This is a genomic window from Roseateles chitinivorans (assembly GCF_002761755.1).
GTDB classification, from domain to species: domain Bacteria; phylum Pseudomonadota; class Gammaproteobacteria; order Burkholderiales; family Burkholderiaceae_C; genus Roseateles; species Roseateles chitinivorans.
Genome location: NZ_PEOG01000012.1, coordinates 1 through 25618 on the forward strand (window position 1 = coordinate 1; position 25618 = coordinate 25618).

Below are 25618 nucleotides of genomic sequence, written 5' to 3' on the forward strand. Positions count from 1 at the left end.
CCGGGTTGTCGCGCAGCGCCTGCGTCACCCAGGCCTGCGGGTCGGCGGGCTCGGGCATCAGCATCGCCAGCTCGGGCGCGAGCGGCTGGAGTTCGCCCGGCATGCGACCGGTGATCTGCGCCAGCGCCTGGCGGGCGTCGAGCAGCTCCTCGCGTGCCTGCGCGGTGCTGCCGCGCGCCAGCTCGTGATAAGCGCGCGCCTGCTCGACATCCAGCGACGCGGACAGCCGGGCCTCGAAGCGCGACTGCGCCTGCGCCACCTGCTGGCCGTAGACGTCCTCGATCGCCTGCGCGGTGGCCAGCGTGGCCTGCGCCGTCAGCACGCCGAAGTAGGCGCGGGCGACGCGGGCGCAGAGGTCCGCCTCGGCGGCCCGCACCCGGGCGTCCTCGGCGCTGACCAGGGTCCTGGCGGCGTCCCAGCTGCGCAGCCGACTCAGGTCGACGAGCACCTGGCTCAGGCTGTGGGTGAGCTGGTGCTGGCGGCCGTCATCGCGCTGGTGCGATTCGCTCCATTGGGCGGACCACTGCGGCAGCAGCTGGGCGCGGGCCTGCACGGCCAGCTCCTGCTGCTCGCCGCGGACCGCGCGGGCGCCCGACAGCACCGGATCGGCACCGCGCGCCTGGGCGTAGACCTCGAGCAGGTCCTCCGCGGCGGCTGGCAGGCAGCAACCCGCGCACAGCACGGCCACCACGACCGCCGCGAGCCTGGAAGGGAAGCATCCGCGCATGGTCAGGCCGAGGTGGGCGTCTTGGACGGGGCCGCCGCCGCGCGCAGCAGCGCCGGATCCATGTGCAGCTCGGCGGCGATGTCGACGACCTGGCCGTCGATCACATGCACGTTCCGCTGCGCGCGCGCGGCAAGTTGCGGATCGTGCGTGACCATCACGATGGTGGCGCCGTCGCGGTGCAGTTCCTCCAGCAGGTCCATCACGCTGCGGGCCATCGCGCTGTCGAGGTTGCCGGTCGGCTCGTCGGCCAGCAGGAGGCGCGGCGAGCCGGCCAGCGCGCGGGCGATCGCCACCCGCTGCTGCTGGCCGCCGGACAGCTCGGCGGGGTAGTGGCGCTCGCGCGCCGAGAGCCCGACGCGGGCCAGCGCGTCGCGGGCGCGCTGCTGGCGCTCGGCGGACTTCATGCCGCGGTAGCGCAGCGGGACCTCGATGTTGTCCAGCACGTTGAGGTCGGGGATCAGGTTGAAGGCCTGGAAGATGAAGCCGATCTTCTCGTTGCGCATGCGCGAGCGCTGGGTGTCGTTCATGCGGCTGACGTCGACGCCGTCGAGCTCATAACGGCCGCCGGTGAAGGCCTCGAGCAGCCCGGCGATGGTCAGGAAGGTGGTCTTGCCCGAGCCCGACGGGCCGGTGACGGCGACGAACTCGCCTTCACGCACGTCCAGGTTGAAATCGCGCAGGGCGTAGGTCTCGATCATCTCGGTGCGGTAGACCTTGGACAGCGATTGCATCTTCAGCATGAGGTTCCTCGCGGGCGGTGATGGGGCGGTGAATGCCAGTGAATGAGGCGATGAATTGGGGCGGTGACGGCGGGCGACGGGGTCGGGCGACGTGCGGCGTTCAGGGACTGAGCGTCACGCGCTCGGCGCCTGCGAAGGCCTGCGCGCCGGAAACGACGACCTGCTCGCCGGGCCGGAGGCCCTCCAGCACCTCGACCCTGGACAGGCTCTGCGCGCCGAGCCGGATCGGGCGCTTGACCGCCTGGCCGTCCTGCACGACGTAGGCGAAGCGGCCGCCGCCGTCCTCGACGAAGCTGCCGCGCGCCAGGGTCAGCACCTTCTCGCGGCGGTCCAGCAGCACCCGCACCGACAGGCGCTGGTTCTGGCGCAGCTGGTCGGGCGTGGCGCCGTCGAAGCGCAGCCGCGCGGCGACCTCGTTGTTGACGACCTCCGGCGAGACGCTGCTGACCAGGCCCTTCCACTGGCGGCCGTTGCCGGCGATCTCGCCCGGCATGCCGATGGCCAGGTCGCGGGCGAAGCTCTCCGGCACCTGCATCTGGACCTCGAGCGCGCTCAGGTCCACGACGGTGAGCAGGCCGGTGCCGGCGTTCACGTTGGCGCGCTCGGCGACCAGCAACTGGCCGACCTGGCCGTCCACCGGCGAGCGCAGCTCGAGTTCCGCGACCTGGCGCTGCAGGTCCTTCACCAGCAGCTGCTGGCGCTGCAGCGCCTGCTGCTTGGCCTGCAGCTCGAACTTGAGGCTGTCGTCCTTCAGGCCCAGCCCGTCCTTCGCATGGGCGGCGGTGATGCGCGCCTTCTCCAGCGCGTCGCGGGCCTTCTCGACCTGCATGCCGGCGACCGCGCCGGCCTCGTAGGCCTTGGTCTGGCGCTCCAGGTCGTTGCGGGCGGTCTGCAGGTCGATGGCGGCGTTCTCGTAGCTCGAGCGCAGTGCGGCGCGCTGCTCGCGGCCGTCGACCTCGGCCCGCAGCGCCTCGGTGCGCAGCGCGTCGGCGTTGCTCTGCTCCTGGGCCAGCCGGGCGCGCAGGTCCGGGCTGTCGATGACGCCCAGCACCTGGTCCTTGGCGACCTTGTCGCCGGCCTTGACCTTGAGCAACAGGTTGCCGCCGTGCAGCGCGTAGACGGTGGGGCTCATCGCGGCGACGACCTTGCCCTCGCCGGCAATGTCGCGCACCAGCGGGCCGATCTCGACCGCCGCGATCGACAGGCGCTGCAGGCTGACCGAGTTGCCGCTGCCCATCATCCGCTGCACCGCCGGCGCGGCGGCGAACGCGGCGACCAGCAGTCCCACGCCGGCCAGCGCCAGCCACAGCCGGCGCCGTCCCTGGGGGCGGGCGAGGGGAACGTCCTGTCCGGAGGTGTCGCGAATCATGAAGAGGTCCGAGGGTGGTCCGTGTGATCGATGCCACACCGGATCGCAAGGCGCGTGCCATCTGCATCGCAGTGAAAATCCTCAATCGGATCAACGACTTGCCGAGCCGGCCCGGTCGCGCTGGGGTGTCCGCGGACACTCGCACGGACAACGGGCGGACAGCTGGCGGACATTCCGCGGACAGCGGGCGGGCAGGCGGCGAGCACGCGGCGTTCGGATGTGGGCGGGTGAGCCGGTGCTGGTCGGTGCCGGATGGGGTCGCGATGGGCGAGTCGACGGCAACGAGTCGGTCGACCTACTGGTGTCCGGGCCTGGGAGCGGATGCGCTACTGGTCCGGGCAGATGCGCCAGCCGGCCGACGCGCCAACACTGGCGGCTCCTCTCACCCTCTTGGATCCGACATGACCCGCTCCTTCTTGCCGAAGCGTTCCGATGCTGTCGCCCCCGATGCCGGGGCCCCTGATGACGTCGCCCTCGATGCAGATGACGGCCCGGCCGCCAGCGACGACGCCCGCCACGTCCGGCCGCGCGCTGCCGCACCCGGGGCAGACGCCCCGCCAGAACCGCAAGCCGTGATCGAAGCCGCCTCGCCTGCCGCGGGGGACTCCGCGCCGACCCAGGACGACGACGACCGTTCGCTGATGCCGCTGCTGCTGGGCGGGTTGGGCTTAAGCGTCTTGGGTGCCGGCGCGGCGGCCGGCGGCGGAGGCGGGGTCCTCGGGGCCCTCGGCGGCGGTGGGGGGACGATGCGGCCATCTCCCGACGGATCGCCGGTCGGAGCCGCCGGAGATCCATGGACGTCCCCTTCCGGCAGCGGCGGCGCGGGGTCGGGTCATCGCCCCGCCGAGGCCGTCCTGGGCCTGCAGGTCTTCGCCGCCGGCAGCGCGCCGGACGGCACGCCGCTGACGCGCGACGGCACGGTGCGGGTCCAGGGCCTGGAAGCCGGCGCGCGCTGGTCCTACAGCTTCGATGGGGGCGCGACCTGGCACCCCGGGGAGTCGGACCGCATTCCCGGCACCGAAGCCGCCAAGGCGGGTGGGGACGGTCGCAAGACCGTTCTGGTCTACCAGACCGACGTCGCCGGCAACGACGGCCCGCGCGCGGAACTCGTCTTCGACCTCGACCAGACCCGGCCTGCGGCCCCGGCGCCGCGGCTGAAGCACGACACGGGGACCAGCGCGACCGACCTCTGGACCTCCGATCCGACGGTGGAGATCCGGGGGCTGGAAGCCGGTGCGACCCTCCGGGTCTCCCTCCAAGGCGCTCCCGCGTTCGACCTGCAAGGGACCGAGATCCCGGCGTCGCGCTTCGCGGGCCTGGAAGGCGTCTGCACCGTCGTCGTCAGCCAGGTCGACGGCGCCGGCAATGTCAGCCCCTCGAGGACGCTGGAGTTCTGGCTGGACACAACGCCGCCGTTGGCGCCGCAACTGGTGCTGGCCTCGGCGCCGGAGACCGGCGCGGTCCTGCCCGGCTGAGGTGGACCGATGGTGCCCGCAGGCTCACTTGCCGAAGCTGTCCTTCAGCCCGGTGATCTTGTTGAACACCGGTGCGTCGGCCCGATGGTCGACGCGATCGGCGACGAAGTAGCCGTGGCGCTCGAACTGGACCTTGGTGTCCGGCGCGACCGCGCTCAGCGACGGCTCCAGGTAGCCCTGCACGACGCGCTTGGCCTGCGGGTTCAGCAGTTCCAGGAAGTTGCGCTCGCCGGCGTCGGGCTGGGCCTCGGTGAAGAGGCGGTCGTACAGGCGCAGTTCGGTGGCGATGCCTTCGTGGGCGCCGACCCAGGTGATCACGCCCTTGACCTTGACCGCGTCGGCGCCGGGAGTGCCGCTCTTGGTGTCGGGCACCAGCCGGGCCAGCACCGCGGTGATGTTGCTGTCGGCGTCCTTCTCGCAGCCGGTGCACTCGATCACGTAGCCGTACTTCAGCCGCGCCTTGTTGCCGGGGAACAGGCGGTGGTAGCCCTTGGGCGGGGTCTCCATGAAGTCCTCGCGCTCGATCCACAGCTCGGGGCCGAGGCTGAAGTGGCGCGTGCCCAGTTCCGGCAGATGCGGATGGGCCGGGGCCGAGCAGGCTTCGCGGTGCTCCAGCGATCCGAAGATCTCCGCGTAGTTCTCGAGCTTGAGCTTGACCGGGTCCAGCACCGCCATCGCGCGGGCGGCCTTGCCCTCCAGGTCGGCGCGCAGGTAGCCGTCCAGCACCGCGTACTCGATCCAGGCGTTGGTCTTGGAGGCGCCGGTGCTCTCGACCATCGCGCGGATCGCCTCGGGTGTGTAGCCGCGGCGGCGCATGCCGACCAGCGTGGGCATGCGGGGGTCGTCCCAGCCGTCGACATGCTTCTCCTCGACCAGCTGGCGCAGCTTGCGCTTGCTGGTGACGACGTAGGTCAGGTTCAGCCGGCCGAACTCGTACTGGTGCGGCAGCGGGCGCGCCAGCAGGCCGCCCTGGGCCAGGTGCTCGACCAGCCAGTCGTAGAACGGGCGCTGGTCCTCGAACTCCAGCGTGCAGACGCTGTGGGTGATGCACTCCAGCGCATCCTCGATCGGGTGCGCGTAGGTGTACATCGGGTAGATGCACCACCGGTCGCCGGTGTTGTGGTGGGTCGCGCGGCGGATGCGGTACAGGGCCGGATCGCGCAGGTTGATGTTGGGCGACGCCATGTCGATCTTGGCGCGCAGCACCATCGAGCCGTCCGGGTGCTTGCCGTCGCGCATCTCGCGCAGGCGGGTCAGGTTGTCCTCGGGCGAGCGGTCGCGGAACGGGCTGTTCTTGCCCGGGGTGCCGAAGTCGCCGCGGTTGGCGCGCATTTCCTCCGGCGTCTGCTCGTCGACGTAGGCCAGGCCCTGCGACACCAGGTACTCGGCGGCGCGGTACATGAAGTCGAAGTAGTCGCTGGCATAGAAGAGATGGTCGACCTCGCGGCCGGCGCCGTCCTTGGCGTCCCAGGTCCAGCCCAGCCAGGCGACCATTTCCTTGATCGCGTCGACGTACTCCTGTTCTTCCTTCTCCGGATTGGTGTCGTCGAAACGCAGGTGGCAGATGCCGCCGTAGTCGCGCGCCAGGCCGAAGTTCAGGCAGATCGACTTGGCGTGGCCGATGTGCAGGTAGCCGTTGGGCTCGGGCGGAAAGCGGGTGCGGATCCGGGCCGGGTCCAGCGGGCCGGCGGCGTGGTGGGCCGCGTCGCCCGGGCTGCCGGCGAAATGACGCGCCGGCTGGAAGCCCTGCTCCAGGTCGCGCTCGATGATGGCGCGCAGGAAGTTGCTGGGCTTGACGGCGCTGGCGTCCGTCTTGTCGGGCGTCGGAACGCCGGCGGTCTTGTCGTGGCTGGACATCGATGGAGAGATGCTCGAAGGAGGCCGCAGATTCTACGTGGGGCGCCCGAGGTGCCGCCGGTACACATCCGTCAACCCCTGGCGTTCGGTATGGCAAGCGTGCTTGGGCCGGCGCCGCCTTTGGGTGGGTGGCGGCCAAATGTCTGGTCAATGAAGGCCATGGCCCCAGCGTGGAGCGATTTTGATACTCGCCGGTTCTTCCACCTGACTTGCAAAGACCATGACACCGATTGACCGGCAGCGTTCGCCCATCGAGGCTTCCCACCCTGTTCAGCCCGCCCGCGGCGACGCCGTGGTCGCGCCGGACGCGAGGCGCGGCGCCCGCCCTCGCCGCCTGGAAGAGGGTAGCGGGAAGGGCGATCCGGAACTCGCCTCGACCGCGCCGGACGACCGCGAGGACGCTCCGCCGATCGAGGAATCCAGCCCCGCAGCCCCCCCGGCGGAGGCGCCCGCGCCGGCCGATCCGCTGCCGGCCGATCCGCTGGCAGCCGTGCCCGACCAGCCGGCGCCGCAGGACAAGGAGACGACCGCGGTCGTGCCGGGCGTGGACGACGGCTCGACCGTCAAGTCGGTCACCGCGATGACCGTGTGGTTGCTCGGCGCGACGCTGGCCGCCGGTACTGCCGCCTTCCTCTCCGATGGTTCCGGGAGCAGCGACAGCAACGGGCCCAAGCCCGACAACGGCCTCAAGCCCGAGCCCACGCTGGAGCCGAAACCCGAGCCGAAGCCGGAACCGACACCGGACCCCGATCCGAAGCCGAAGCCGGATACCAAACCTGATCCCCAACCCGACACCAAGCCGGATACCAAGCCCGACCCGCAGCCGGACACCAAGCCGGAACCCCAACCCGTGCCGGTGCCGGCCGCGCCGCAACTGACGCTGCATTCCCCCGGAGCACTCTCCGACAAGCTGCTCGGCGCTGCCGGCGAAGTGCGCATTGCCGGACTGCAGGCCGACGCGCGCTGGGAGTACTCGCTCGACGGTGGCAAGACCTGGCACGCCGGCAGCGGCGCCGCGCTGGCACCCACCGCACTGGGCACCGACGGCAACAAGTCGCTGACCGTGGTCCAGATCAACCCGCGGGGCGGCCGCAGCCCGGCCAGCCACCTGGACTTCGACATGGACACCATCGCGCCGGCCGGCCCGGGCCTGGCACTGGTGGCGGACACCGGCGCCTCGGCCGTCGATGGCTGGACCCGCGACGGCGCCATCCGGGTCGAGGGCCTGGAGGCCGGCGCGCGCTGGCAGTTCAGCGTCGACGGCGGCGCGACCTGGTGGAACGGCGCCGGATCGACGATCGAATCCGCCCAACTGGGCGGTGACGGAGCCAAGGACCTGCGTGTCCGGCAGATGGACCCGGCTGGCAACGAAGGCCCGGTCACCAGCCTGCAGCTGCGGCTGGACACGCGTGCGGCCGAGGTCGCGCTCATGCTGGTGAACGACACCGGGCTCTCCGCCTCGGATGCGATCACCCGCGAGGCCGGCGTGAAGCTCGGCGGGCTCGAGCCCGGCCTGCGATGGGAGTACCGGATCGGCGATGGGCCCTGGGTCACCGGCGCTGGCGACACCATCGCGGCCTCCGAGTTCGGTTCAACGCCGGGCGAGCGCCGAGTCGAGGTGCGCCACGTGGATGGCGCCGGCAACCACGGGAGCGCGTCGCTCACCTTCACGCTGGACACCAGCGTCGCCTTTCCGACGGCCCGCCTGGCGGTGGACACCGGCCTGGCCGGCGACGGGCGGACCAGCGATCCGACGGTGATCATCGGCGGGCTCGAGCCGGGCGGCATCTGGGACTACCGGATCAACGGCGGCGAGTGGAAGCGCGGCAACGGCGACCGCATCGAGAAGGCGGCATTCGATGGCGAAGCCGACGGCAACCAGTTGATCGAGATTCGACAGACCGACGCGGCGGGCAACCAGACAGGGAGCACATTCACCTTCGACCTGAAGCGCCAAGCCGAAGCGTTGACGGTAACGCTGGTCAACGACACCGGCAATGCCGAAGACCGCGTCACCGCCGACGGCACGCTGAGCGTCGGCCCCGTCGATCTGCATGCCAGCTGGGAGTACCGCATCAACGGGGGCGAATGGAAGCAGGGTTCCGGCAACCGCATCGACAAGAGCGAGTTCGCCGGGGTCAAGGATGGGGCGCAGCGGGTCGAGGTCCGCCATACCGACATCGTCGGCAATCAGACGACGAAGCCCTTCGACTTCGTGCTCGATCGCGCGGTCGCGACACCGACCTTGACGCTGGTCGACGACACGGGCCTGCCCGACGACCGAATCACACGCGATGGCAGGTTGGTCGTGGGCGGCCTCGAGGAGGGCGGGAGCTGGGAGTACCACATCGACGGCGGCGCCTGGAAGTCCGGCAGCGGCAACCTGATCTCGGATGCGGCGCTGCAGGTCGATGGCGAGCGGCGCGTGGTCGTGCGCCAGATCGACCGCGCCGGCAATATCGCCACGGCGCAGATCGACGTCACCGTGGATCGCAGCGTCGCCGTACCGACCGTGACCCTGGTCAATGACACCGGGATCGCCGACGACGGCATCACCGCGGAGACCGCGCTGAGGGTGACCGGGCTCGAGGCCGGCGCCACCTGGCAGTACCGCATCGATGAGGGGAACTGGAAGACCGGCAGCGGCGATCGGATCACCGACGCCGCGCTCGACGTCGACGGCAAGCGTCGGGTGGAAGTTCGACAGACCGATCTGGCAGGCAACGTGGCCACGACTCAGATCGACGTCACCGTGGACCGCAGCGTCGCCGCGCCGGTCGTGGCGCTGGTCAATGACACCGGTGCGGCGGGTGACCGCATCACGCGGGAGGGCGCGCTCCATGTCAGCGGGATCGAGTCCGGCGCGACCTGGGAGTACAGCATCGACGGCGGCGCCTGGACGGCCGGCAGTGGCACCGGGATCGCGGTGGCGGCCTTGGATGTCGCGGGCGCCCGTCGTGTCGAGGTGCGGCAGACCGATCGCGCCGGCAACACGGCGATGGCGCAGTTCGACTACACCGTCGACAAGAGCGTGGCCGAGCCGGTGGTGGCGCTGGTCAATGACACCGGCGTCGCCGGCGATCGGGTGACACGCGAGGGCGCGTTGAATGTCTCCGGCATCGAAGCCGGTGCGACCTGGGAGTACCGGATCGATGACGGCGACTGGAAGGTCGGCACCGGCGGCCAGATCAACGACGCAGCACTTGAAGTGGTTGGTGACCGCAAGGTCGAGGTGAGGCAGACCGACCGCGCCGGCAACACGGCGATGGCGCAGTTCGACTACACCGTCGACAAGAGCGTGGCCGAGCCGGTGGTGGCGCTGGTCAATGACACCGGCGTCGCCGGCGATCGGGTGACACGCGAGGGCGCGTTGAATGTCACCGGCATCGAAGCCGGCGCGACCTGGGAGTACCGCATCGGCACCGGCGACTGGACGGCCGGCAGCGGCAACGGGATCGTGGTGGCGGCCTTGAACGTCGAAGGAAATCACCATGTCGAAGTGCGCCAGACCGATCGGGCCGGTAACACGGCCACCAGGCAGTTCGACTTCACGGTCGACCGCAGCGCCGACGCGCCGATCGTCGGCCTGACCAACGACAGCGGCCACAGCAGCAGCGATCGCATCACCAACGATGCGCGCGTCAGGGTGTCGGGGCTGGAAGCCGGCGCGACCTGGGCGTACAGCCGTGACGGCCTGACCTGGACGGCAGGGACCGGCGACTCGATCGCGGCGTCGGAGTTCTCCGGGGACGGTGACAAGCGGGTGCTGGTGCGACAGACCGACGCCGCCGGGAACACCAGCGCGTCCACCGAGCTGCTGTTCACCCTGGACAGCCGGATCGCCGCGCCCGGCTTGACCCCGGGCTCGCCGATCCGGGACTACTACGCCGCCTGGCCTGGACTCAGTGGTACGCCGGGCGCTCAGCTCTATTCGAACGGCGGGCTCAACGCCGAAGGACGCATCGACGTGAGCCTGGAAGCTGGCAGCCGCTGGTTCTACAGCCTCAATGGCGGCCAGGATTGGCAGGAAGGATCCGGCACCGCGTTCAGGGCCTCGACGCTGAAGACGCAGGGAACTCACGAACTGCAGGTTCGCCAGATCGATGTCGCCGGCAATGAAAGCGTGGTCCAGCGCATCGAGTTCGACTACGACACGACGGGACCGGCCGTCACCGCCACCGTCGGTACCGACGGCTTGCTCAAGTTCACGACCAGCGAGCGCGTCTATCTGCAACTGGTGGAGTACGGAAAAAGCGTGATCGATGTCGACCAATGGCGGATGGAGGCCATCCGATCCGGCCTGGGGTATGTGTTGAACCCGGGGACCTCGACGGCCTTGGGCGTACAGGCCGGTGCCTATCGCATCTTCGCGATCGACGGCGCCGGGAATGCCATCGAAGTCCCGGTGCAGACCACTGCCGCCGCGGCGACGGTCCGGCCGGCGCTCGTGGTGGGTGTGGACGGCAAGTGGGCCTGGCCCCATGAGGTGCGCGGAACGGCTGCCGCCGACACCTTGCATGCGTCGGACGACAGCGATTTGTTCACCGGCGGCGCTGGCGCCGACACCTTCCGCTGGACCAGCTCGCAGCATGGCACCGACCTCATCCTGGATTACAGGCGCAGCGAAGGCGACGTGCTGGACCTCAGCGCCCTGACGACGGGCCACACCAGCGCCAACACGAACAAGTATTTCGAGAAGACGGTGCTCGAGGACGGGACGATCGAGCTCTGGGTCGACTCACGAGGCGGCGGGGGCTTTGGGCCGGGAGCGCTGGACAGTTCAGTGCTGAAGGTCCTCATCACGGCGTTGGACGGCGACAGCTTGCTGTCGGTGCAGACAGCCTCCGGCCTGCTTGTGCTTTGAGCCCTCGGCCCCGAGTGGCTCACAGCGCCTTGAACAGGTGCCCGTACATCCGGCTCACCGCCAGCCGCTCCGGCCGGTGGCGCAGCCGGAGGGTCAGCTTGCCGGTGTCGTCGCGGTGGACGCGATCGATCGCGTCCACATGCACGATGTGCCCGCGGTGCACCTGCCAGAATCGCTGCGGATCGAGTTGCGGGAGCAACTCGCGCAGCGACACGCGCACCAGGTATTCCTGATCGGCGGTCAGCACGCGGACGTACTTGTCCGCCGCCTCCAGGAACACGATCTCGTCCACCGGCACCATCACGATCGCGTCGCCGACGCCCACCTGCAGGTGGCGCAGCGGCGGCAGTCCGGCGTTCGGCGACGCTGCTGCGATCTCGCCGCCGCCCAGCAATCCCCGCAACTGTGCGATCGCCGATTCCAGCGCCGCTGGCGGCTGTTGCCGCTGCGCCAGCGCCCCCTTCAACCGTGCCACCGTCTGCGCGAGCCGCTCCCGCTGCACCGGCTTGAGCACGTAATCGACCGCCGCCCGCTCGAAGGCCTGGAGTGCGAACTGGTCGTAGGCGGTGACGAAGACCAGCAGCGGGAACGGCGTCCCGTCCGGCCAGTCGTCGGCCAGTTGCGCCGCCGCCTCCAGCCCGGTCATCCCCGGCATGCGGATGTCGAAGAAGCAGACCTCCGGCCGGTGCCGCAGCGCCAGCGTCACCGCTTCCTCGCCGTGCGCGGCCATCGCCACGACGTCCAGCTCGGGCCACAGCGCCCGCAGTTCCTGCCGCAGATGCGCGGCCAGCAGTTCTTCGTCTTCGGCGATCAGGGCAGTGGGCATGGAAAAGCTCAGCTCGGGTTGAAGGCGTTCATGGGAATACGGATCCGCGCCAGCGTGCCGCCGCCCTCCCGGCGCGCGACTTCCAGGGCGGCTTCCGTCCCGCAGGCGACGGCCAGACGCTCGCGGACCTGGGTCGTGCCGAAGCCGCCGCCAGGGGCGGGTCGGGCCGCCGGGTCGAAGCCGACGCCGTCGTCCTCGACGTCCAGCAGCAGGCGTTCGTCGTCACGGCTGGCGCGCACGGTCAGCAGGCCGCCGCCGACGTGCGGCTCCAGGCCATGCCTGATCGCGTTCTCCACCAGCGGCTGCAACAGCAGCGGAGGAACGCTCACGGCTTCCAGCGCAGGCGGCAGCTCGAACGAGAAGCGCAGCCGCGAGCCCATGCGAACCTGCATCAGCGCCAGATAGTCCTGCAGCCGGGCGAACTCGTCCTTGAGCGTGTGGCGCTCGGCACGCGACGCCGACAGCGTGGCGCGCAGGAAGGCGATCAGGTGATCCAGCATCGCCTGCGCCCGTTCGGGGTCCAGGCCGATCAGCACCCGCAGGTTGGCCAGCGTGTTGAACAGCATGTGGGGCTCGAGCTGTGACTCGAGCAGGCGCAGCTGGGTCTCGGCGGCCTGGCGGCGCAGCGTCTCGGCGCGGGCTTCGGCGGCGGCAAGGCGGCTGCGGGACAGGAAGAACAGCGTCGCGCCGAAGCCGGGAATCAGCGCGATCACCATCACGCTGAGCACCCGCCGAAGCGGACTCGACAGCAGGCTGCGCTCCTGCATGCCGGTGATCAGGTTCGCGACCTCCACGCCCAGGGTGTAGCCCAGGGCGGTGCCCAGGAACAGGCACACGACCATCAGCGGCCAGCCCGGCCAGTCGAAGGACTCGGACGGCGCGCGGCCCATCCGGTCCAGCGTCCGCCAGCGCAGCCAGCCCACGCCATAGCGCAGCAGGTTGATGCAGGCCGCGCAGAAGAACGAGATGGACAGGCAGTACAGGAAGGTCAGCCCCAGCGCCTGGCCGAACACCGCCACCAGGGCCAGCGTGATCAGCAGCGCGATCACCAGCACATGCAGCAGTTGGCGCAGCAGCCAGCGGGCGGGCGAGGGCAGGGCGAGGAGGGTCATGGGGCGCGAGGGGGCATTCGGACGTGGACGGTATCAGGCCGCGACGCCGAGGTCGCCCCGACCCGGCCGGACCGCCAGGATGTTGATCGCCCGCCCGAGGAAAGCGCCGCTGAACAGTCCGAACGCGACGCTGGAGACGACCGCGTAGGTGGTGCTGGCGGCGTAGTCCGGATGCAGGGCCAGGCTCATGCCGGAAGCGAACTTCAGCGCGAAGATGCCCAGCATCAGGCCCAGCGGCACCCAGCTGCCGGGCACGAGGAAGCGGCGGACGGTGGCGTCATAGCGCACCTGACCAGGCCAGCGCAGGGCGCGCACCGTTCCCGCGCCCAGCCCGATGCCCACCAGCCAGGCCAGGCCGGGCAGGCCGTCCAGGCCGAAGCTCTTCTCCACGCCCCAGGCGCCGAACACCAGCCACAGCGCCGGCAGGATCACCAGGCGCCGGGCGCGCATCGCGTTGTCGCGGCTCTGCTTGAGGCCGGCCATGGTGATGAGCAGCAGGATGACCCAGACGTACTTGGGCACGTGGGACAGGATCTCGATCGGGGTGGGGTGCATGGGGGCTCCGGGGCGGGTCGTGGTCGATGGACGCGACTGTTGCGAATCGACGCCGCCGCGCCCAGCCCTCCGCGACGAAGCGCCCAGAATCGGCGCCAGTCGCCGCCCGATGTCGCCACCGGAAGTCCGCGGTCGCAGGAACGTCGACGGACAGCAGTGCTCGGGGACGGCAGGGCATGGGGTTTTGGCCCTTGCGGCCAAGGCCCCATGCCCTGGCGGCCAACGCCCCGACTTGGGCAGGTGGGCGGTCCCTCGCTCCGAATCCCTCAGCGCCGACGCTTGGTCGCCCCGCCCAACAGGCTGCCGAGCACACCCCGCACGATCTCCCGCCCGACCGACGAGCCTATCGACCGGAGCGCCGACTTGGCGGCTGCCTCGGCCAGGCCCTCGCGACGACCGCCGCGCGGCCCGGTGCTGCCGAACAGGACGTCCTTGAGCCCGCCGAGCATCCCGCCGTCGTCCTCGGCGGGCGCTGGGGCCGGAGCGCCGCCACGGCCGGTGGTCGGCGCCTTGCGCAGGACCTGGTCGGCCTCCTCGGCCATCGATCCGGCGCCTGCACTGCCGCGCGGCGTGCCGGACTGCGACGGCTGCTGCGCCGCATCCGCCGTCGCGGCGGCTCGGCCGGTCAGTTTCTCGTAGGCCGACTCGCGGTCGACCTGCTTCTCGTACACGCCCGCCACCAGCGAGCCGGCGATCAGCGCCTTGCGCTGCTCCGCGCTGATCGGCCCGATCTGGCTGCCGGGCGGCAGCACGAAGACCCGTTCCGTGATGCAGGGCCGGCCCTTCTCGTCGAGCAGGCTGACCAGGGCCTCGCCGACGCCCAGCTCGGTGATCGCCATCGCGATGTCCAGTCCCGGCTTGGGTCGCATCGTGTCCGCCGCCGCCTTGACCGCCTTCTGGTCGCGGGGCGTGAACGCACGCAGCGCATGCTGCACCCGGTTGCCGAGCTGGCCCAGCACCGTGTCCGGGATGTCCAGCGGGTTCTGCGTCACGAAGTAGACGCCCACGCCCTTGGACCGCACCAGCCGCACGACCAGCTCGATGCGTTCGACCAGCGCCGCCGGCGCGTCCTTGAACAGCAGGTGGGCCTCGTCGAAGAAGAAGACCAGCTTGGGCTTGTCGAGGTCGCCGACCTCGGGCAGCGTCTCGAACAGTTCCGACAGCATCCACAGCAGGAAGGTGGCGTACAGCCGCGGCGCGGCCATCAGCTTGTCCGCGGCCAGGATGTTGATGACGCCCAGACCGTCCGCGGTCTGCATGAAGTCGTGGATGTCGAGCATCGGCTCGCCGAAGAACCTGTCGCCGCCCTGCGCCTCGATCTGCAGCAGGCCGCGCTGGATCGCGCCGACGCTGGCGGCCGAGACGTTGCCGTACTGGGTGGTGAACTCGCTGGCGTTCTCGCCCACGTGCTGCAGCATCGCGCGCAGGTCCTTCAGGTCCAGCAGCGCGAGTCCGTGGTCGTCGGCGATCTTGAAGACCATCTGCATCACGCCGGCCTGGGTCTCGTTCAGGCCCAGCATCCGCGACAGCAGCAGCGGGCCCATGTCGGAGACGGTCGCCCGCACCGGGTGGCCCTGCTCGCCGAAGACGTCCCACAGCGTGGTCGGGCAGGCGATCGGGGCCGGCGGCTCGATGCCGCGGTCCTTCAGCACCGCCAGCAGCTTGGTCGACGGCGCGCCGGCCTGGGAGATGCCGGTCAGGTCGCCCTTGACGTCCGCCATGAAGACCGGCACGCCCATCTGGCTGAAGGATTCGGCCAGTTTCTGCAGGCTGATCGTCTTGCCGGTGCCGGTCGCGCCGGTGATCAAGCCGTGCCGGTTCGCCAGCGCCGGAAGCAGCTGGCATTCGGTGTCGCCGTGGCGGGCCAGCAGGATCGGGTCGGCCATGCGGAAGTCTCCAGAGGCAAAAAGCTAAAATCGCAGTCTAACGAAGCATCAACAGCGCCGGCCCGGAGTTTTTCCGGGCCGTCGTCCATAGGAGAACGAGGACATGGCAGGGCATTCCAAATGGGCCAACATCCAGCACCGCAAGGGCCGCCAGGACGAGAAGCGCGGCAAGGTCTGGACCCGTCTGACCCGTGAAATCATCGTCGCCGCGCGTACCGGCGGCGGCGACATCACGATGAACCCCCGCCTGCGCCTGGCGATCGAAAAGGCCAAGGCCGCCAACATGCCGGCCGACAACATCAAGCGCAACGTCGACAAGGCCACCGGCAACCTCGACGGCGTGACCTACGAGGAAATCCGCTACGAGGGCTACGGCATCGGCGGCGCGGCCATCATCGTCGACTGCATGACCGACAACCGCGTGCGCACCGTCGCCGAGGTCCGTCACGCCTTCAGCAAGTACGGCGGCAACCTGGGCACCGAAGGTTCGGTGGCCTTCCAGTTCAAGCACTGCGGCCAGCTGGTCTTCGCGCCCGGCACCTCCGAGGACAAGGTCATGGAAGTGGCGCTGGAAGCCGGCGCCGAGGACGTACTGACCGACGACGACGGCGCCATCGAGGTGCTGACCGCCCCGGGCGACTATGAAGCGGTGAAGAACGCGCTCGAGGCCGCGGGCCTGAAGCCCGAGGTCGCCGAGGTCACCATGCGGGCCGAGAACACCATCGACCTGGCCGGCGAGGACGCCGCGCGCATGCAGAAGCTGCTGGACGTCATCGAGGACCTGGACGACGTCCAGGAGGTCTATCACAACGCGAGCCTGTCCGAATGAAGGTCCTGGTCCTTGGCAATGGTGGCCGCGAGCACGCGCTGGCCTGGCGGCTGGCGCAGGGCGAGCGCGTCACGCAGGTGTTCGTGGCCCCCGGCAACGGCGGCACCGCGCGCGACCCGCTCCTGAAGAACGTCCCGATCACCGACGTGAAGGCGCTGGCCGATTTCGCCGTCGAGCAGAAGATCGCGCTGACGGTGGTCGGCCCCGAGGCCTTCCTCGCCGCCGGCGTCGTCGACGAGTTCCGCGCTCGCGGCCTGCGCATCTTCGGCCCGACCAAGGCCGCCGCGCAGCTGGAGAGCTCCAAGGCCTTCGCCAAGGAGTTCATGAAGCGCCACGGCATTCCCACCGCCGCCTACGAGACCTTCAGCGACGCGACCCAGGCGCATGCCTATGTCGACGCGCAAGGCGCGCCCATCGTGATCAAGGCCGACGGCCTGGCGGCGGGCAAGGGCGTTGTCGTCGCGATGACGCTGGCCGAGGCGCATGAGGCGATCGACTGGATCCTGGCCGACAACAAGCTGGGCGTGGTCCACAACGAAGGCGGCGCGCGCGTCGTCATCGAGCAGTTCCTCGAAGGCGAGGAAGCCAGTTTCATCGTGCTGTGCGACGGTCGCAATGTCCTGCCGCTGGCCACCAGCCAGGACCACAAGCGCCTGCTCGACGCCGACCAGGGCCCCAATACCGGTGGCATGGGCGCGTACTCGCCGGCGCCGGTCGTCACGCCCAACGTCCACGCCAAGGTGATGCACGAGATCGTCATGCCGACGATCCAGGGCATGGCCCGCGACGGCACCCCGTTCACCGGCTTCCTATACGCCGGGCTGATGATCGACGCGCACGGCCAGCCGCGCACCGTCGAGTTCAACACCCGCATGGGCGACCCCGAGACGCAGCCGATCATGATGCGGCTGAAGAGCGACCTGTTCGAGGTCCTGATGCACGCGACCGACGGCACGCTGGACCAGGTCGAGCTGCAGTGGGATCGTCGCGCGGCGCTGGGCGTCGTGATGGCCGCCAGCGGCTATCCGCTGTCGCCGCGCAAGGGCGACGCGATCACCGGCCTGCCGGAGGACGGCGAGGACGCGATGGTCTTCCATGCCGGCACGACGCTGCGCGAGGACGGCCAGCTCGTCACCAGCGGCGGCCGCGTGCTGTGCGTGACCGCGCTGGGCGAGGCGGTGCGCCATGCCCAGCAGCTGGCCTACCAGACCGCGCAGTCCATCCAGTTCGACGGCAAGCAGTACCGCCAGGACATCGGCTATCGCGCCATCAAGCGCTGAGGCCTGTCGACTTCCATCCCCCGCCGCTGCCATCTTGAGCCTCGACTTGCCGCAGACCCTCGACGTCCGCCCCGCGGACGGCGAGGCGCGCGTCCTTCCGCGCCGCTGGACCGGTCCGCTGACGCCGATGCCGGCCGGCAGCGCACTGGCGCGGGCGATCCTGCGGTTCTTCGGCTGGCGCATCGTCTGCCACGGCCTGCCGGCGCGGCAGGGGGTGGTGATGGTGTACCCGCACACCTCCAACTGGGACTTCCCGGTCGGCGTGCTGACGAAGTGGAGCCTGGGCTTCCAGCTCAGGTTCTGGGCCAAGGACAGCCTGTTCAAGCTGCCGCTCGTCGGACACTGGATGCGCGCGATCGGCGGCGTGGCGGTGAACCGGCGCTCGGCCAACGGACTGGTCGGCGACACCGTGCGGCAGATGCTCGATGCCAAGTCGCGCGGGGAGTCGTTCTGGCTGATCGTCGCGCCAGAGGGGACGCGAAGCTACGTCGACCACTGGAAGTCGGGCGCTTATCACGTGGCCGTGCAGGCCGGCGTGCCGGTGGGCCTGGCGTCGTTCGATTTCGCGACGAAGCAGGTGGTCTTCACCGACTTCGTCGAGCTCAGCGGCGACCCCGACTCGGACCTGGCGCTGTTCGCGCAGGTGCTGCGGGGACGCCAAGGCAAGCGGCCCGAGCAGGCCGGCCTGATCCGGTTCAAGCCCAATGAGCGCGCGCCGCAGGCGCGCCAGGACGGAGATTCCCGATGAACACGCAGTTGGTGCGCGACTACCTGCTCGGCCTGCAGCAGCGGATCGTGACGACCCTGGAGCGGCTGGACGGCCAGGCCTTCATCACCGACGCCTGGCAGCGCGAGCCCGGCGGCCGCCTCGAGGGCGACGGCCTGGTCCGCCTGATCGAGAACGGCGCGGTGTTCGAGCGCGGCGGCGTCAACTTCTCGCATGTGCGCGGCCGGGTGCTGCCCCCTTCGGCGACGGCGCACCGGCCCGAGCTTGCCGGGTCGCCGTTCGAGGCGATGGGCGTGTCGCTGGTGCTGCACCCGCACAACCCGTTCGTGCCGACGGTCCACATGAACGTGCGCATGTTCGCCGCGCTGCCGGCGGATCGCGATCCGGTCGTCTGGTTCGGCGGCGGCATGGACCTGACGCCGTACTACGGCTTCGAGCGCGACGCGCAGCATTTCCATCGCACCTGCCGCGCCGCGCTGGAGCCGCATGGCCAGGACCTCTATCCGCGCTTCAAGCAGTGGTGCGACGAGTACTTCCACCTGAAGCACCGCAACGAACCGCGCGGCGTCGGCGGCATCTTCTTCGACGACTTCGCCGAGGGCGGCGTCGACAAGGCCTTCGGACTGGTGCAGTCGGTGGGCGACGCCTTCCTGCCGGCCTACGAGCCCATCGTCGAGCGCCGCCATGGCCTGGCCTACGGCGAGCGCGAGCGCGATTTCCAGGCCTACCGCCGCGGGCGCTATGTCGAGTTCAACCTGGTCTTCGACCGCGGCACCCTGTTCGGGCTGCAATCGGGCGGACGCACCGAGTCGATCCTGATGTCGATGCCGCCGGTGGCGCGCTGGCGCTACGACTGGCAGCCCGAGGACGGCTCGCCCGAGGCCCGGCTCTACACCGACTTCCTCCGCCCCCGCGACTGGGCGGACGAGGTGCCGACACACCTCTGGTTCTGAAGGGTCCCGAGTGAGCAGCAGCCATTCGAACCGCGCGCGACAGGTCGGATGGTTCGGCGGGTCGTTCGATCCGGTGCACCGCGCCCACCTGGCGCTGGCGCATGCGGCGCTCGACCAGCTCGCGCTGGACGAGGTCCGCTGGATCGTCGCCGGGCAGCCGTGGCAGAAGTCGGGCCGCCGGATGGCCGACGCGGCGCACCGGGCCGAGATGGTCCGGCTGACGATCATGGGCGAGGGCGGCGATCCCCGTTTCGTCGTCGACGATCGCGAGATCCGGCGCGCCGGGCCGAGCTACACGCTCGACTCGGTCCGCGAGTATCAGCAGGAACGGCCGGGCGACGCGCTCTGGCTGATCCTGGGACAGGACCAGTTGGCCGGCTTCCCGAGCTGGAACGGCTGGGAGGAACTGGTCGAGCGCATGGGGCTGGCGGTCGCCGCCCGCGCGCAGGACGAGGTGAGGGCGCCGGCGGCGCTGCTGGAGCGGCCGCATCGGCTGGTCCGGCTGGTGATGCCGGCGCTGCAATGGTCATCCACCGAGGCCCGCCGACTGGCGGCCGAGGGCGCTGACGTGAGGCCCGTGGTGGGCGACGAGGTGGCGGGTTATATTGCCCGCCACCGTCTCTACAGTGAGAACTGAATGGACATCAAGAAACTGGAACGTGCCATCGTCGATGGTCTGGAGGATGTGAAGGCGCAGGACATCCTGGTCTTCGACACCGAGCGCCTGTCGCCCCTGTTCGAACGCGTGATCATCGCGTCGGGCACGAGCAACCGGCAGACCAAGGCGCTGGCTTCCAGCGTGCGGGAGACGGTCAAGAAGCGCGGCATGCAAGTGATGCGCACCGAGGGCGAGGACAACGGCGAGTGGATCATCGTGGACTGCGGCGCCGCCGTCGTGCACCTGATGCAGCCGGCGATCCGCCAGTACTACCACCTCGAGGAGATCTGGGGTGGCAAGCCGGTCAAGCTGAAGCTGGGCAACAGCGGCACGAAGCTGGTGAAGGCGTCCGAGCCGATGGACGACGAGGACGAGCCCAAGGCGAAGAAGGCCACCAAGGCGGCGAAGAAGCCGGCCAAGGCCAAGTCCGCCGATGGCGAGGCCGTCGCGACGGCGTCGAAGAAGGCGCCCACGCGCGCGACGGGCACCAAGTCCGCCGCCGCCAAGACCAAGACCGCGAAGCCGGCCTCGACCAAGGCGCCGGCTGCGAAGACCGCCGCCAAGCCCGCTGCCAAGACCGCCGCCAAGGCGCCGGCGAAGAAGGTGGGCACTGGCGCGGTCGCCAAGACCACGCGCAAGCCCGCGGCGAAGAAGGAAGTCGTCGAGACGGTGAAGGTCGGCAGCAAGAAGCCGGCGGTGAAGAAGCTGTCGCCGAAGGTGACTGCCGCTGCCAAGCCGGCTGCCAGACCCGCGGCCAAGAAGGCTGCCGCCAAGCCCGCGGCCAAGAAGACGACGGTGAAGACCGGCACGAAGTCCAAGGCCAAGGCCTGACCCCGTGCGGCTGGTGTTGTGCGCGGTCGGCCAGAAGATGCCGGCCTGGGCCGATGAGGCCTATGAGGATTTCGCCAAGCGCTTCCCGCCCGAAATGCGGCTGGAACTGAAGGCGGTGAAGGCGGAGCCGCGCACCACCGGCAAGTCGACCGAGCAGTTGATGGCCGCGGAGGCGCAGCGGCTGGACGCGGCCTGCCCGAAGGGGGCCCGGCGGGTCGTGCTCGACGAACGCGGCGAACGCGTCAGCTCGAAGCAGCTGGCCCAGCGGCTCGAGGCCTGGCGCGGCGACGGCCGCGATGTCGCGATCTTCATCGGCGGCCCCGACGGGCTGGACGAGAGCATCAAGTCGCGGGCCGACGAGAAGCTGCGCCTGTCCGACCTGACCCTGCCGCATGCGTTCGTCCGCGTCCTGCTGGCCGAAGGCCTCTACCGGGCCTGGTCGGTCATGGAAGGCCACCCCTACCACCGCGAATGACATGACCGTGGCCGCCGATTTCCTCTACCTCGCTTCCCAGAGCCCGCGCCGCCGCCAGCTGCTCGAGCAGATCGGCGTGCGCCACGAACTGCTGCTGCCTGGCCCCGACGAGGATGCGGAGGCGCTGGAAGCGCTGGTCGCCGGCGAATCGCCGGACGACTACGTGACCCGCGTCACCGCCGCGAAGCTGCAGGCGGCGCTGCACCGTCGCGCGGCGCGCGGACTGGCGCCCGCGCCGGTGCTGTGCTCCGACACCACGGTCGCGCTGGGGGCGCTCATCCTGGGCAAGCCAGATGACGCGGACCATGCGGCGACGATGCTCGCCAGCCTCTCCGGCCGGACGCACCGCGTGCTGACGGCGGTCGCGCTGGGGCTGCCGGACGGCCGCGTGCTGAGCGACGTCAACGTGTCGCAGGTGCGTTTCGCGGAGATCGGCCAGGCCCGGCTGCGGGCCTATGTGGCCTCCGGCGAGCCGATGGGCAAGGCCGGCGCCTATGCGATACAAAGTCAGGCCGCGGCCTGGATCGAACACATCGCCGGCAGTTATTCGGGCATCATGGGCCTGCCGTTGTTCGAAACGGCCCGGTTGTTGCGGGAGGGCGGCTTCGACGTCTGAAGCCGACGCGAGGACCGGACATCTCCCCGAGCAGGCGATCCGGAAGGCGACTCGAGCGTTGCCGCCAGCCCCGAGGCTGACGAGAGCGCTGGAGCACAAGAACATGGAAGACATCCTGATCAACTGGACCCCGCAGGAGACGCGGGTGGCCGTGGTCGAGAACGGGGCCGTGCAGGAGCTGCACATCGAGCGCACGCTGGAACGCGGCCTCGTCGGCAACGTCTATCTCGGCAAGGTGGCGCGGGTGCTGCCCGGCATGCAGTCCGCCTTCATCGATATCGGCCTGGAGCGGGCCGCCTTCCTGCATGTCGCCGACCTGCACCTCAATGGCGTGAATCCACGCGGCCACCACGGGGAGAGCGGCCAGGCGACCCCGATCGAGCGGCTGGTCTACGAGGGCCAGGCCTTGACCGTGCAGGTCATCAAGGATCCGATCGGCACCAAGGGCGCCCGGTTGTCGACGCAGATCTCGATCGCGGGCCGGCTGCTGGTGCACCTGCCGCAGGACAACCACATCGGCATCTCCCAGAAGATCGGCTCGCCGGAAGCGCGCGACGCGCTGCGCGCGCGCATGCAGACGCTGGTCTCGGCGGGCGTCCAGGACGGCAACACCGGCGGCTTCATCCTGCGCACCAATGCCGAGGAGGCGAGCGACGAGGAACTCGGCGCCGACATCGCCTACCTGCGCAAGACCTGGGCGTCGATCCGCGAGAAGTCGCTGCGCCAGCCGCCCGGCAGCCTGCTGTTCCAGGACCTGAGTCTGGTCGAGCGCGTGCTGCGAGACCTGGCCAGCGAGCGGACCAACTCGATCCGCATCGACGCCAAGCTGCAGTACGACGTGGTGCGCCAGTTCGGCGAGACCTACATGCCGGCCGCCACGGCGAAGCTGGAGCTGTATCGGGGCGAGCGTCCGATCTTCGACCTGAACAACATCGACGCCGAGATCGCCCGGGCGCTGGCCCGGCGGGTGGACCTGAAGTCCGGCGGCTACCTGATCATCGACCAGACGGAGGCGATGACGACGATCGACGTGAACACCGGCGGTTTCGTCGGCGCACGCAACTTCGACGACACGATCTTCAAGACCAACCTCGAGGCGGCCGGCGCGATCGCGCGGCAGCTGCGCTTGCGCAACCTGGGCGGGATCATCATCGTCGACTTCATCGACATGACCCGCGAGGAACACAAGACCGCGGTGCTGCAGGAGTTCCGCAAGCAGCTCAACCGCGACCGCACCAAGGTCACGGTGGGCGGCTTCACCCAGCTGGGACTGGTCGAGCTGACGCGCAAGCGCACGCGCGAATCGCTGGCCCGCATGCTCTGCGAGCCTTGCCCCACCTGCGAGGCCCGCGGCCAGGTCAAGACCGCCCGGAGCATCTGCTACGAGATCATGCGGGAGATCCTGCGCGAGTCGCGGCAGTTCAATCCCAAGGAATTCCGCGTGGTCGCGGCGGCGAACGTCGTCGAGATGCTGCTCGACGAGGAAAGCCAGCATCTGGCCGGCCTGTCGGACTTCATCGGCAAGCCGATCTCATTGACGGCCGAGCCGACCAACCAGACCGAGCATTACGACATCGTCCTGATGTGAGCCGCGGCGGCCCAGCCGCGCGTCGCCAGGAGCTGGGCCGGCCGCAAGGGCCAGGGCACGGTCGTGAGGCCTTCTTCGAAGCCGCAGCAGGCGAGGGCTGCCGCCTGGTGCGCGGGCAGGGCGGTCGCATGGTCGTGGATCAGTCCGGCGCAGGCTGCCGCCGCCGCGAGCGCCGCGTTGCGCACGCCCATCGGCGACTGCTCCAGATAGGCCAGCGTCGACGGGGTGAGGCGCTCGTGGACCTCGATGAAGGCCAGCCGCGACAGCGCCGGGGTCATGCAGTGCGGGTCCAGGTCATCGGGGTCGAGCGAACGGCCCAGCTGTCGCAAGGTCGCGAGCAGCGCCTCGCGCAGGCGGTCGCTCCCGAGGCGGGCTTCGTCCGACATCAGGCGCATGCCGGGCGCCAGGCCGCTGCTGTCGACCCGGAAGCCGCGGAACATCAGCAACCCGGCCAGACGCGCGGCGCCGAGGATCTGGGTCGGCGCGTGGCCCTGGCCATCGTCCCCGACGAGCTGCGCCCGGACCAGTCGATGGAGGTGGGCGGAGGCGGCGATGAAGTGCTTGTAGGCGGTGCTGGTCATCGGGCGCTCCGTGTCGGCGGGCGCGGCGCCGGGCGGGTCGTGGCGGTCATGAAGTCCTCTCCATCCGCCCGCGGGCCTTGCGGGCGAACCGCCAAGTCTGGAGAGCCGGCTGCGGTCGAGCTATGGCCGAAGTGCGGGCAAGCGGGGTCTGGTGACACGCATCGAAGTGGGACGCCGACCTCCATGGGCTGGCGCGCCGCTTGCCGACCGCTTTGCCCTTTGTAACCTCGCTGATTCGTAACACCCGCACGGGCCTCGGGCACAATCGGGCCTCCATTCGTTCCGCAAGCCGATGAGCACCAAGACGATTGCCTCCCCTTCCGCTCTTCTTCCTCAAGGCATCGGCGCGTTGACGCGCCGCGGACTGCTGGGCGGCATGGCCGCCGGTCTGGCACTGCCTTCGCTCGCCCAGTTCCGCGTGGAGATCGCCGGCGTCGGCGCCACCCGGCTGCCGATCGCGATCAGCGACTTCAACAACGAGTCGGCCACTGGACAGCCGTTGGCGGCGATCATCCGCGCCGACCTCGAGCGCAGCGGCCAGTTCAGCATCGTGCCCGGCCAGGCCGGCATGACCGAGACCTCCCAACCCCAGTTCGTCGACTGGCGCGCTCGCGCCGCCGATGCGCTGGCCGCCGGTTCCGCGACCCGATTGGCCGACGGCCGCTTCGACGTGCGCTACCGCCTGTGGGACGTCGTCAAAGGCACCGAACTGGGCAGCGAAAGCGTGCCGGTGGTCGCCGCGGACCTGCGCCTGGCGGCCCACAAGATCGCCGACACCATCTATCAGAAGCTCACCGGCGAGCGCGGCGTCTTCGCGACCCGCCTGGTCTATGTGAACAAGGCCGGCCCGCGCTATTCGCTGCGCGTCGCCGACGCGGACGGCGAGGGCGAGCAGACCGTGCTAAACAGCCCGGAGGCGATCATCTCGCCGGCCTGGTCGCCGGACGGCAACGAGGTCGCCTACGTCAGCTTCGAATCGCGCAAGGCGGTGGTCTGGATCCAGGACCTGCGCAGCGGCCGCCGCCGCAAGGTCGCCGACTTCCGCGGCAGCAACAGCGCGCCGGCGTTCTCGCCCAACGGGCAGCAACTGGTGGTGACGCTTTCCCGCGAGGGAGGCTCGCAGCTCTACCTGATCAACAAGGACGGCTCCGGCGCGAAGCGCCTGACGCAGACCTCGGCCATCGACACGGAGGCGACCTTCTCGCCCGACGGCGCCCAGATCTACTTCGTCAGCGACCGCGGCGGCGCGCCGCAGATCTACCGCATGCCCGCGGGCGGCGGCAGCGCGGAGCGGGTGACCTTCAACGGCAACTACAACATCAGTCCGTCGATCAGTCCCGACGGCCGCACCCTCGCGTACGTGACCCGCGTCGGCGGCGGCACCTTCAAGCTGTGCGTGATGGACCTCGCCAGCGGCCAGGTGCAGCAGATCACCGACACGAGCGACGACGAGAGCCCGAGTTTCGCGCCCAACGGCAAGCTGATCGTCTATGCGACTCGCTCCGGCGGCCGCGACGTGCTGATGACCACCACGCTCGACGGCAAGGTCAAGGCCAAGCTGGCCACGCCGGGTGTTTCCGACATCCGCGAGCCGGCCTGGGGCCCGTTCGGGAATTGAGCGGCTCAGGTGCCGGCCTTGCGCCCTTCGACCATCCAGAGGCTGTCGCAA

The 25618-nt window shown here is 70.1% G+C and carries 21 protein-coding genes; 12 read left to right on the plus strand and 9 right to left on the minus strand.

From position 1 onward, the window contains the following. The 3 genes from CS062_RS05470 to CS062_RS05480 form a co-directional block, all read right to left on the minus strand. On the minus strand, window positions 1-727 hold a 727-nt coding region (locus tag CS062_RS05470; protein ID WP_158238673.1), incomplete at its 3' end, for a TolC family protein. Window positions 728-729: 2 nt separating this feature from the next. Continuing rightward, a complete protein-coding gene (locus tag CS062_RS05475) occupies window positions 730-1467 on the minus strand; it encodes an ABC transporter ATP-binding protein (RefSeq protein ID WP_099860439.1) in 738 nt (245 codons plus the stop codon). Window positions 1468-1567: 100 nt separating this feature from the next. After that, the gene (locus CS062_RS05480) at window positions 1568-2836 is read right to left on the minus strand and encodes an efflux RND transporter periplasmic adaptor subunit (protein WP_099860440.1); all 1269 of its coding nucleotides are present in this window, start codon (window positions 2834-2836) and stop codon (window positions 1568-1570) included. Between the two features lie 746 nt (window positions 2837-3582). Between CS062_RS05480 and CS062_RS05485 the strand changes: the two genes are divergently transcribed. After that, a complete protein-coding gene (locus CS062_RS05485; RefSeq protein ID WP_143742257.1) occupies window positions 3583-4311 on the plus strand; it encodes an Ig-like domain-containing protein in 729 nt (242 codons plus the stop codon). A 24-nt stretch (window positions 4312-4335) separates the two neighbouring features. Here CS062_RS05485 and CS062_RS05490 read toward each other — a convergent pair whose 3' ends face one another. Further along, a complete protein-coding gene (locus tag CS062_RS05490; protein WP_099860442.1) occupies window positions 4336-6168 on the minus strand; it encodes a glutamine--tRNA ligase/YqeY domain fusion protein in 1833 nt (610 codons plus the stop codon). A 220-nt stretch (window positions 6169-6388) separates the two neighbouring features. Between CS062_RS05490 and CS062_RS05500 the strand changes: the two genes are divergently transcribed. Continuing rightward, complete coding sequence (locus CS062_RS05500) at window positions 6389-11032, plus strand: Ig-like domain-containing protein (RefSeq protein ID WP_158238674.1); 4644 nt, start codon at window positions 6389-6391, stop codon at window positions 11030-11032. Window positions 11033-11051: 19 nt separating this feature from the next. Here CS062_RS05500 and CS062_RS05505 read toward each other — a convergent pair whose 3' ends face one another. From CS062_RS05505 to CS062_RS05520, 4 genes are all read right to left on the minus strand, one after another. After that, the gene (locus tag CS062_RS05505; RefSeq protein WP_099860444.1) at window positions 11052-11858 is read right to left on the minus strand and encodes a LytR/AlgR family response regulator transcription factor; all 807 of its coding nucleotides are present in this window, start codon (window positions 11856-11858) and stop codon (window positions 11052-11054) included. Between the two features lie 8 nt (window positions 11859-11866). After that, window positions 11867-12970: a sensor histidine kinase gene (locus tag CS062_RS05510; RefSeq protein ID WP_199174174.1), complete on the minus strand. Its 1104-nt coding sequence runs from the start codon at window positions 12968-12970 to the stop codon at window positions 11867-11869. A gap of 33 nt (window positions 12971-13003) precedes the next feature. Next, on the minus strand, window positions 13004-13525 hold the full coding sequence (locus tag CS062_RS05515; RefSeq protein ID WP_099860445.1) for a DUF6622 family protein: 522 nt from the start codon (window positions 13523-13525) through the stop codon (window positions 13004-13006). A 266-nt stretch (window positions 13526-13791) separates the two neighbouring features. Further along, entirely contained in the window at window positions 13792-15411 is a 1620-nt protein-coding gene (locus CS062_RS05520; protein ID WP_099860446.1) for a helicase HerA-like C-terminal domain-containing protein, read from the minus strand. A 103-nt stretch (window positions 15412-15514) separates the two neighbouring features. On the opposite strand from CS062_RS05520, the gene CS062_RS05525 reads away from it, so the two are divergent. From CS062_RS05525 to rng, 9 genes are all read left to right on the plus strand, one after another. Next, entirely contained in the window at window positions 15515-16240 is a 726-nt protein-coding gene (locus CS062_RS05525; RefSeq protein ID WP_099860447.1) for a YebC/PmpR family DNA-binding transcriptional regulator, read from the plus strand. Continuing rightward, window positions 16237-17520, plus strand: a complete 1284-nt coding sequence (gene purD, locus CS062_RS05530; RefSeq protein ID WP_099860448.1) for a phosphoribosylamine--glycine ligase — start codon at window positions 16237-16239, stop codon at window positions 17518-17520. The genes CS062_RS05525 and purD overlap by 4 nt, the downstream gene beginning before the upstream one ends. 34 nt (window positions 17521-17554) lie before the next feature. Next, window positions 17555-18268 carry a 1-acyl-sn-glycerol-3-phosphate acyltransferase gene (locus CS062_RS05535; RefSeq protein ID WP_199174175.1) on the plus strand — a complete coding sequence of 238 codons (714 nt, stop codon included), beginning with the start codon at window positions 17555-17557 and terminating at the stop codon, window positions 18266-18268. Continuing rightward, entirely contained in the window at window positions 18265-19200 is a 936-nt protein-coding gene (gene hemF / locus CS062_RS05540; protein ID WP_099860449.1) for an oxygen-dependent coproporphyrinogen oxidase, read from the plus strand. The genes CS062_RS05535 and hemF overlap by 4 nt, the downstream gene beginning before the upstream one ends. A gap of 10 nt (window positions 19201-19210) precedes the next feature. Next, window positions 19211-19837 (plus strand): nicotinate (nicotinamide) nucleotide adenylyltransferase, encoded by a 627-nt coding sequence (nadD, locus tag CS062_RS05545; protein ID WP_099860450.1) that lies wholly within the window; start codon window positions 19211-19213, stop codon window positions 19835-19837. Continuing rightward, window positions 19838-20689 (plus strand): ribosome silencing factor, encoded by an 852-nt coding sequence (gene rsfS / locus CS062_RS05550; RefSeq protein ID WP_099860451.1) that lies wholly within the window; start codon window positions 19838-19840, stop codon window positions 20687-20689. It abuts the gene before it with no gap. Between the two features lie 4 nt (window positions 20690-20693). After that, entirely contained in the window at window positions 20694-21164 is a 471-nt protein-coding gene (rlmH, locus tag CS062_RS05555) for a 23S rRNA (pseudouridine(1915)-N(3))-methyltransferase RlmH (protein ID WP_099860452.1), read from the plus strand. Between the two features lies 1 nt (window position 21165). Beyond that, window positions 21166-21780 (plus strand): Maf family protein, encoded by a 615-nt coding sequence (locus CS062_RS05560; protein WP_099860453.1) that lies wholly within the window; start codon window positions 21166-21168, stop codon window positions 21778-21780. Between the two features lie 103 nt (window positions 21781-21883). Then, on the plus strand, window positions 21884-23368 hold the full coding sequence (gene rng, locus CS062_RS05565) for a ribonuclease G (protein WP_099860454.1): 1485 nt from the start codon (window positions 21884-21886) through the stop codon (window positions 23366-23368). Here the strand turns inward: rng and CS062_RS05570 are convergent. Then, window positions 23347-23949: a hypothetical protein gene (locus CS062_RS05570; RefSeq protein ID WP_099860455.1), complete on the minus strand. Its 603-nt coding sequence runs from the start codon at window positions 23947-23949 to the stop codon at window positions 23347-23349. The two genes, rng and CS062_RS05570, sit on opposite strands and share 22 nt — an antisense overlap. 292 nt (window positions 23950-24241) lie before the next feature. Here CS062_RS05570 and tolB point away from each other — a divergent pair, with 292 nt between their 5' ends. Beyond that, window positions 24242-25567 carry a Tol-Pal system beta propeller repeat protein TolB gene (gene tolB / locus CS062_RS05575; RefSeq protein ID WP_099860456.1) on the plus strand — a complete coding sequence of 442 codons (1326 nt, stop codon included), beginning with the start codon at window positions 24242-24244 and terminating at the stop codon, window positions 25565-25567. Window positions 25568-25618: the final 51 nt, after the last annotated feature.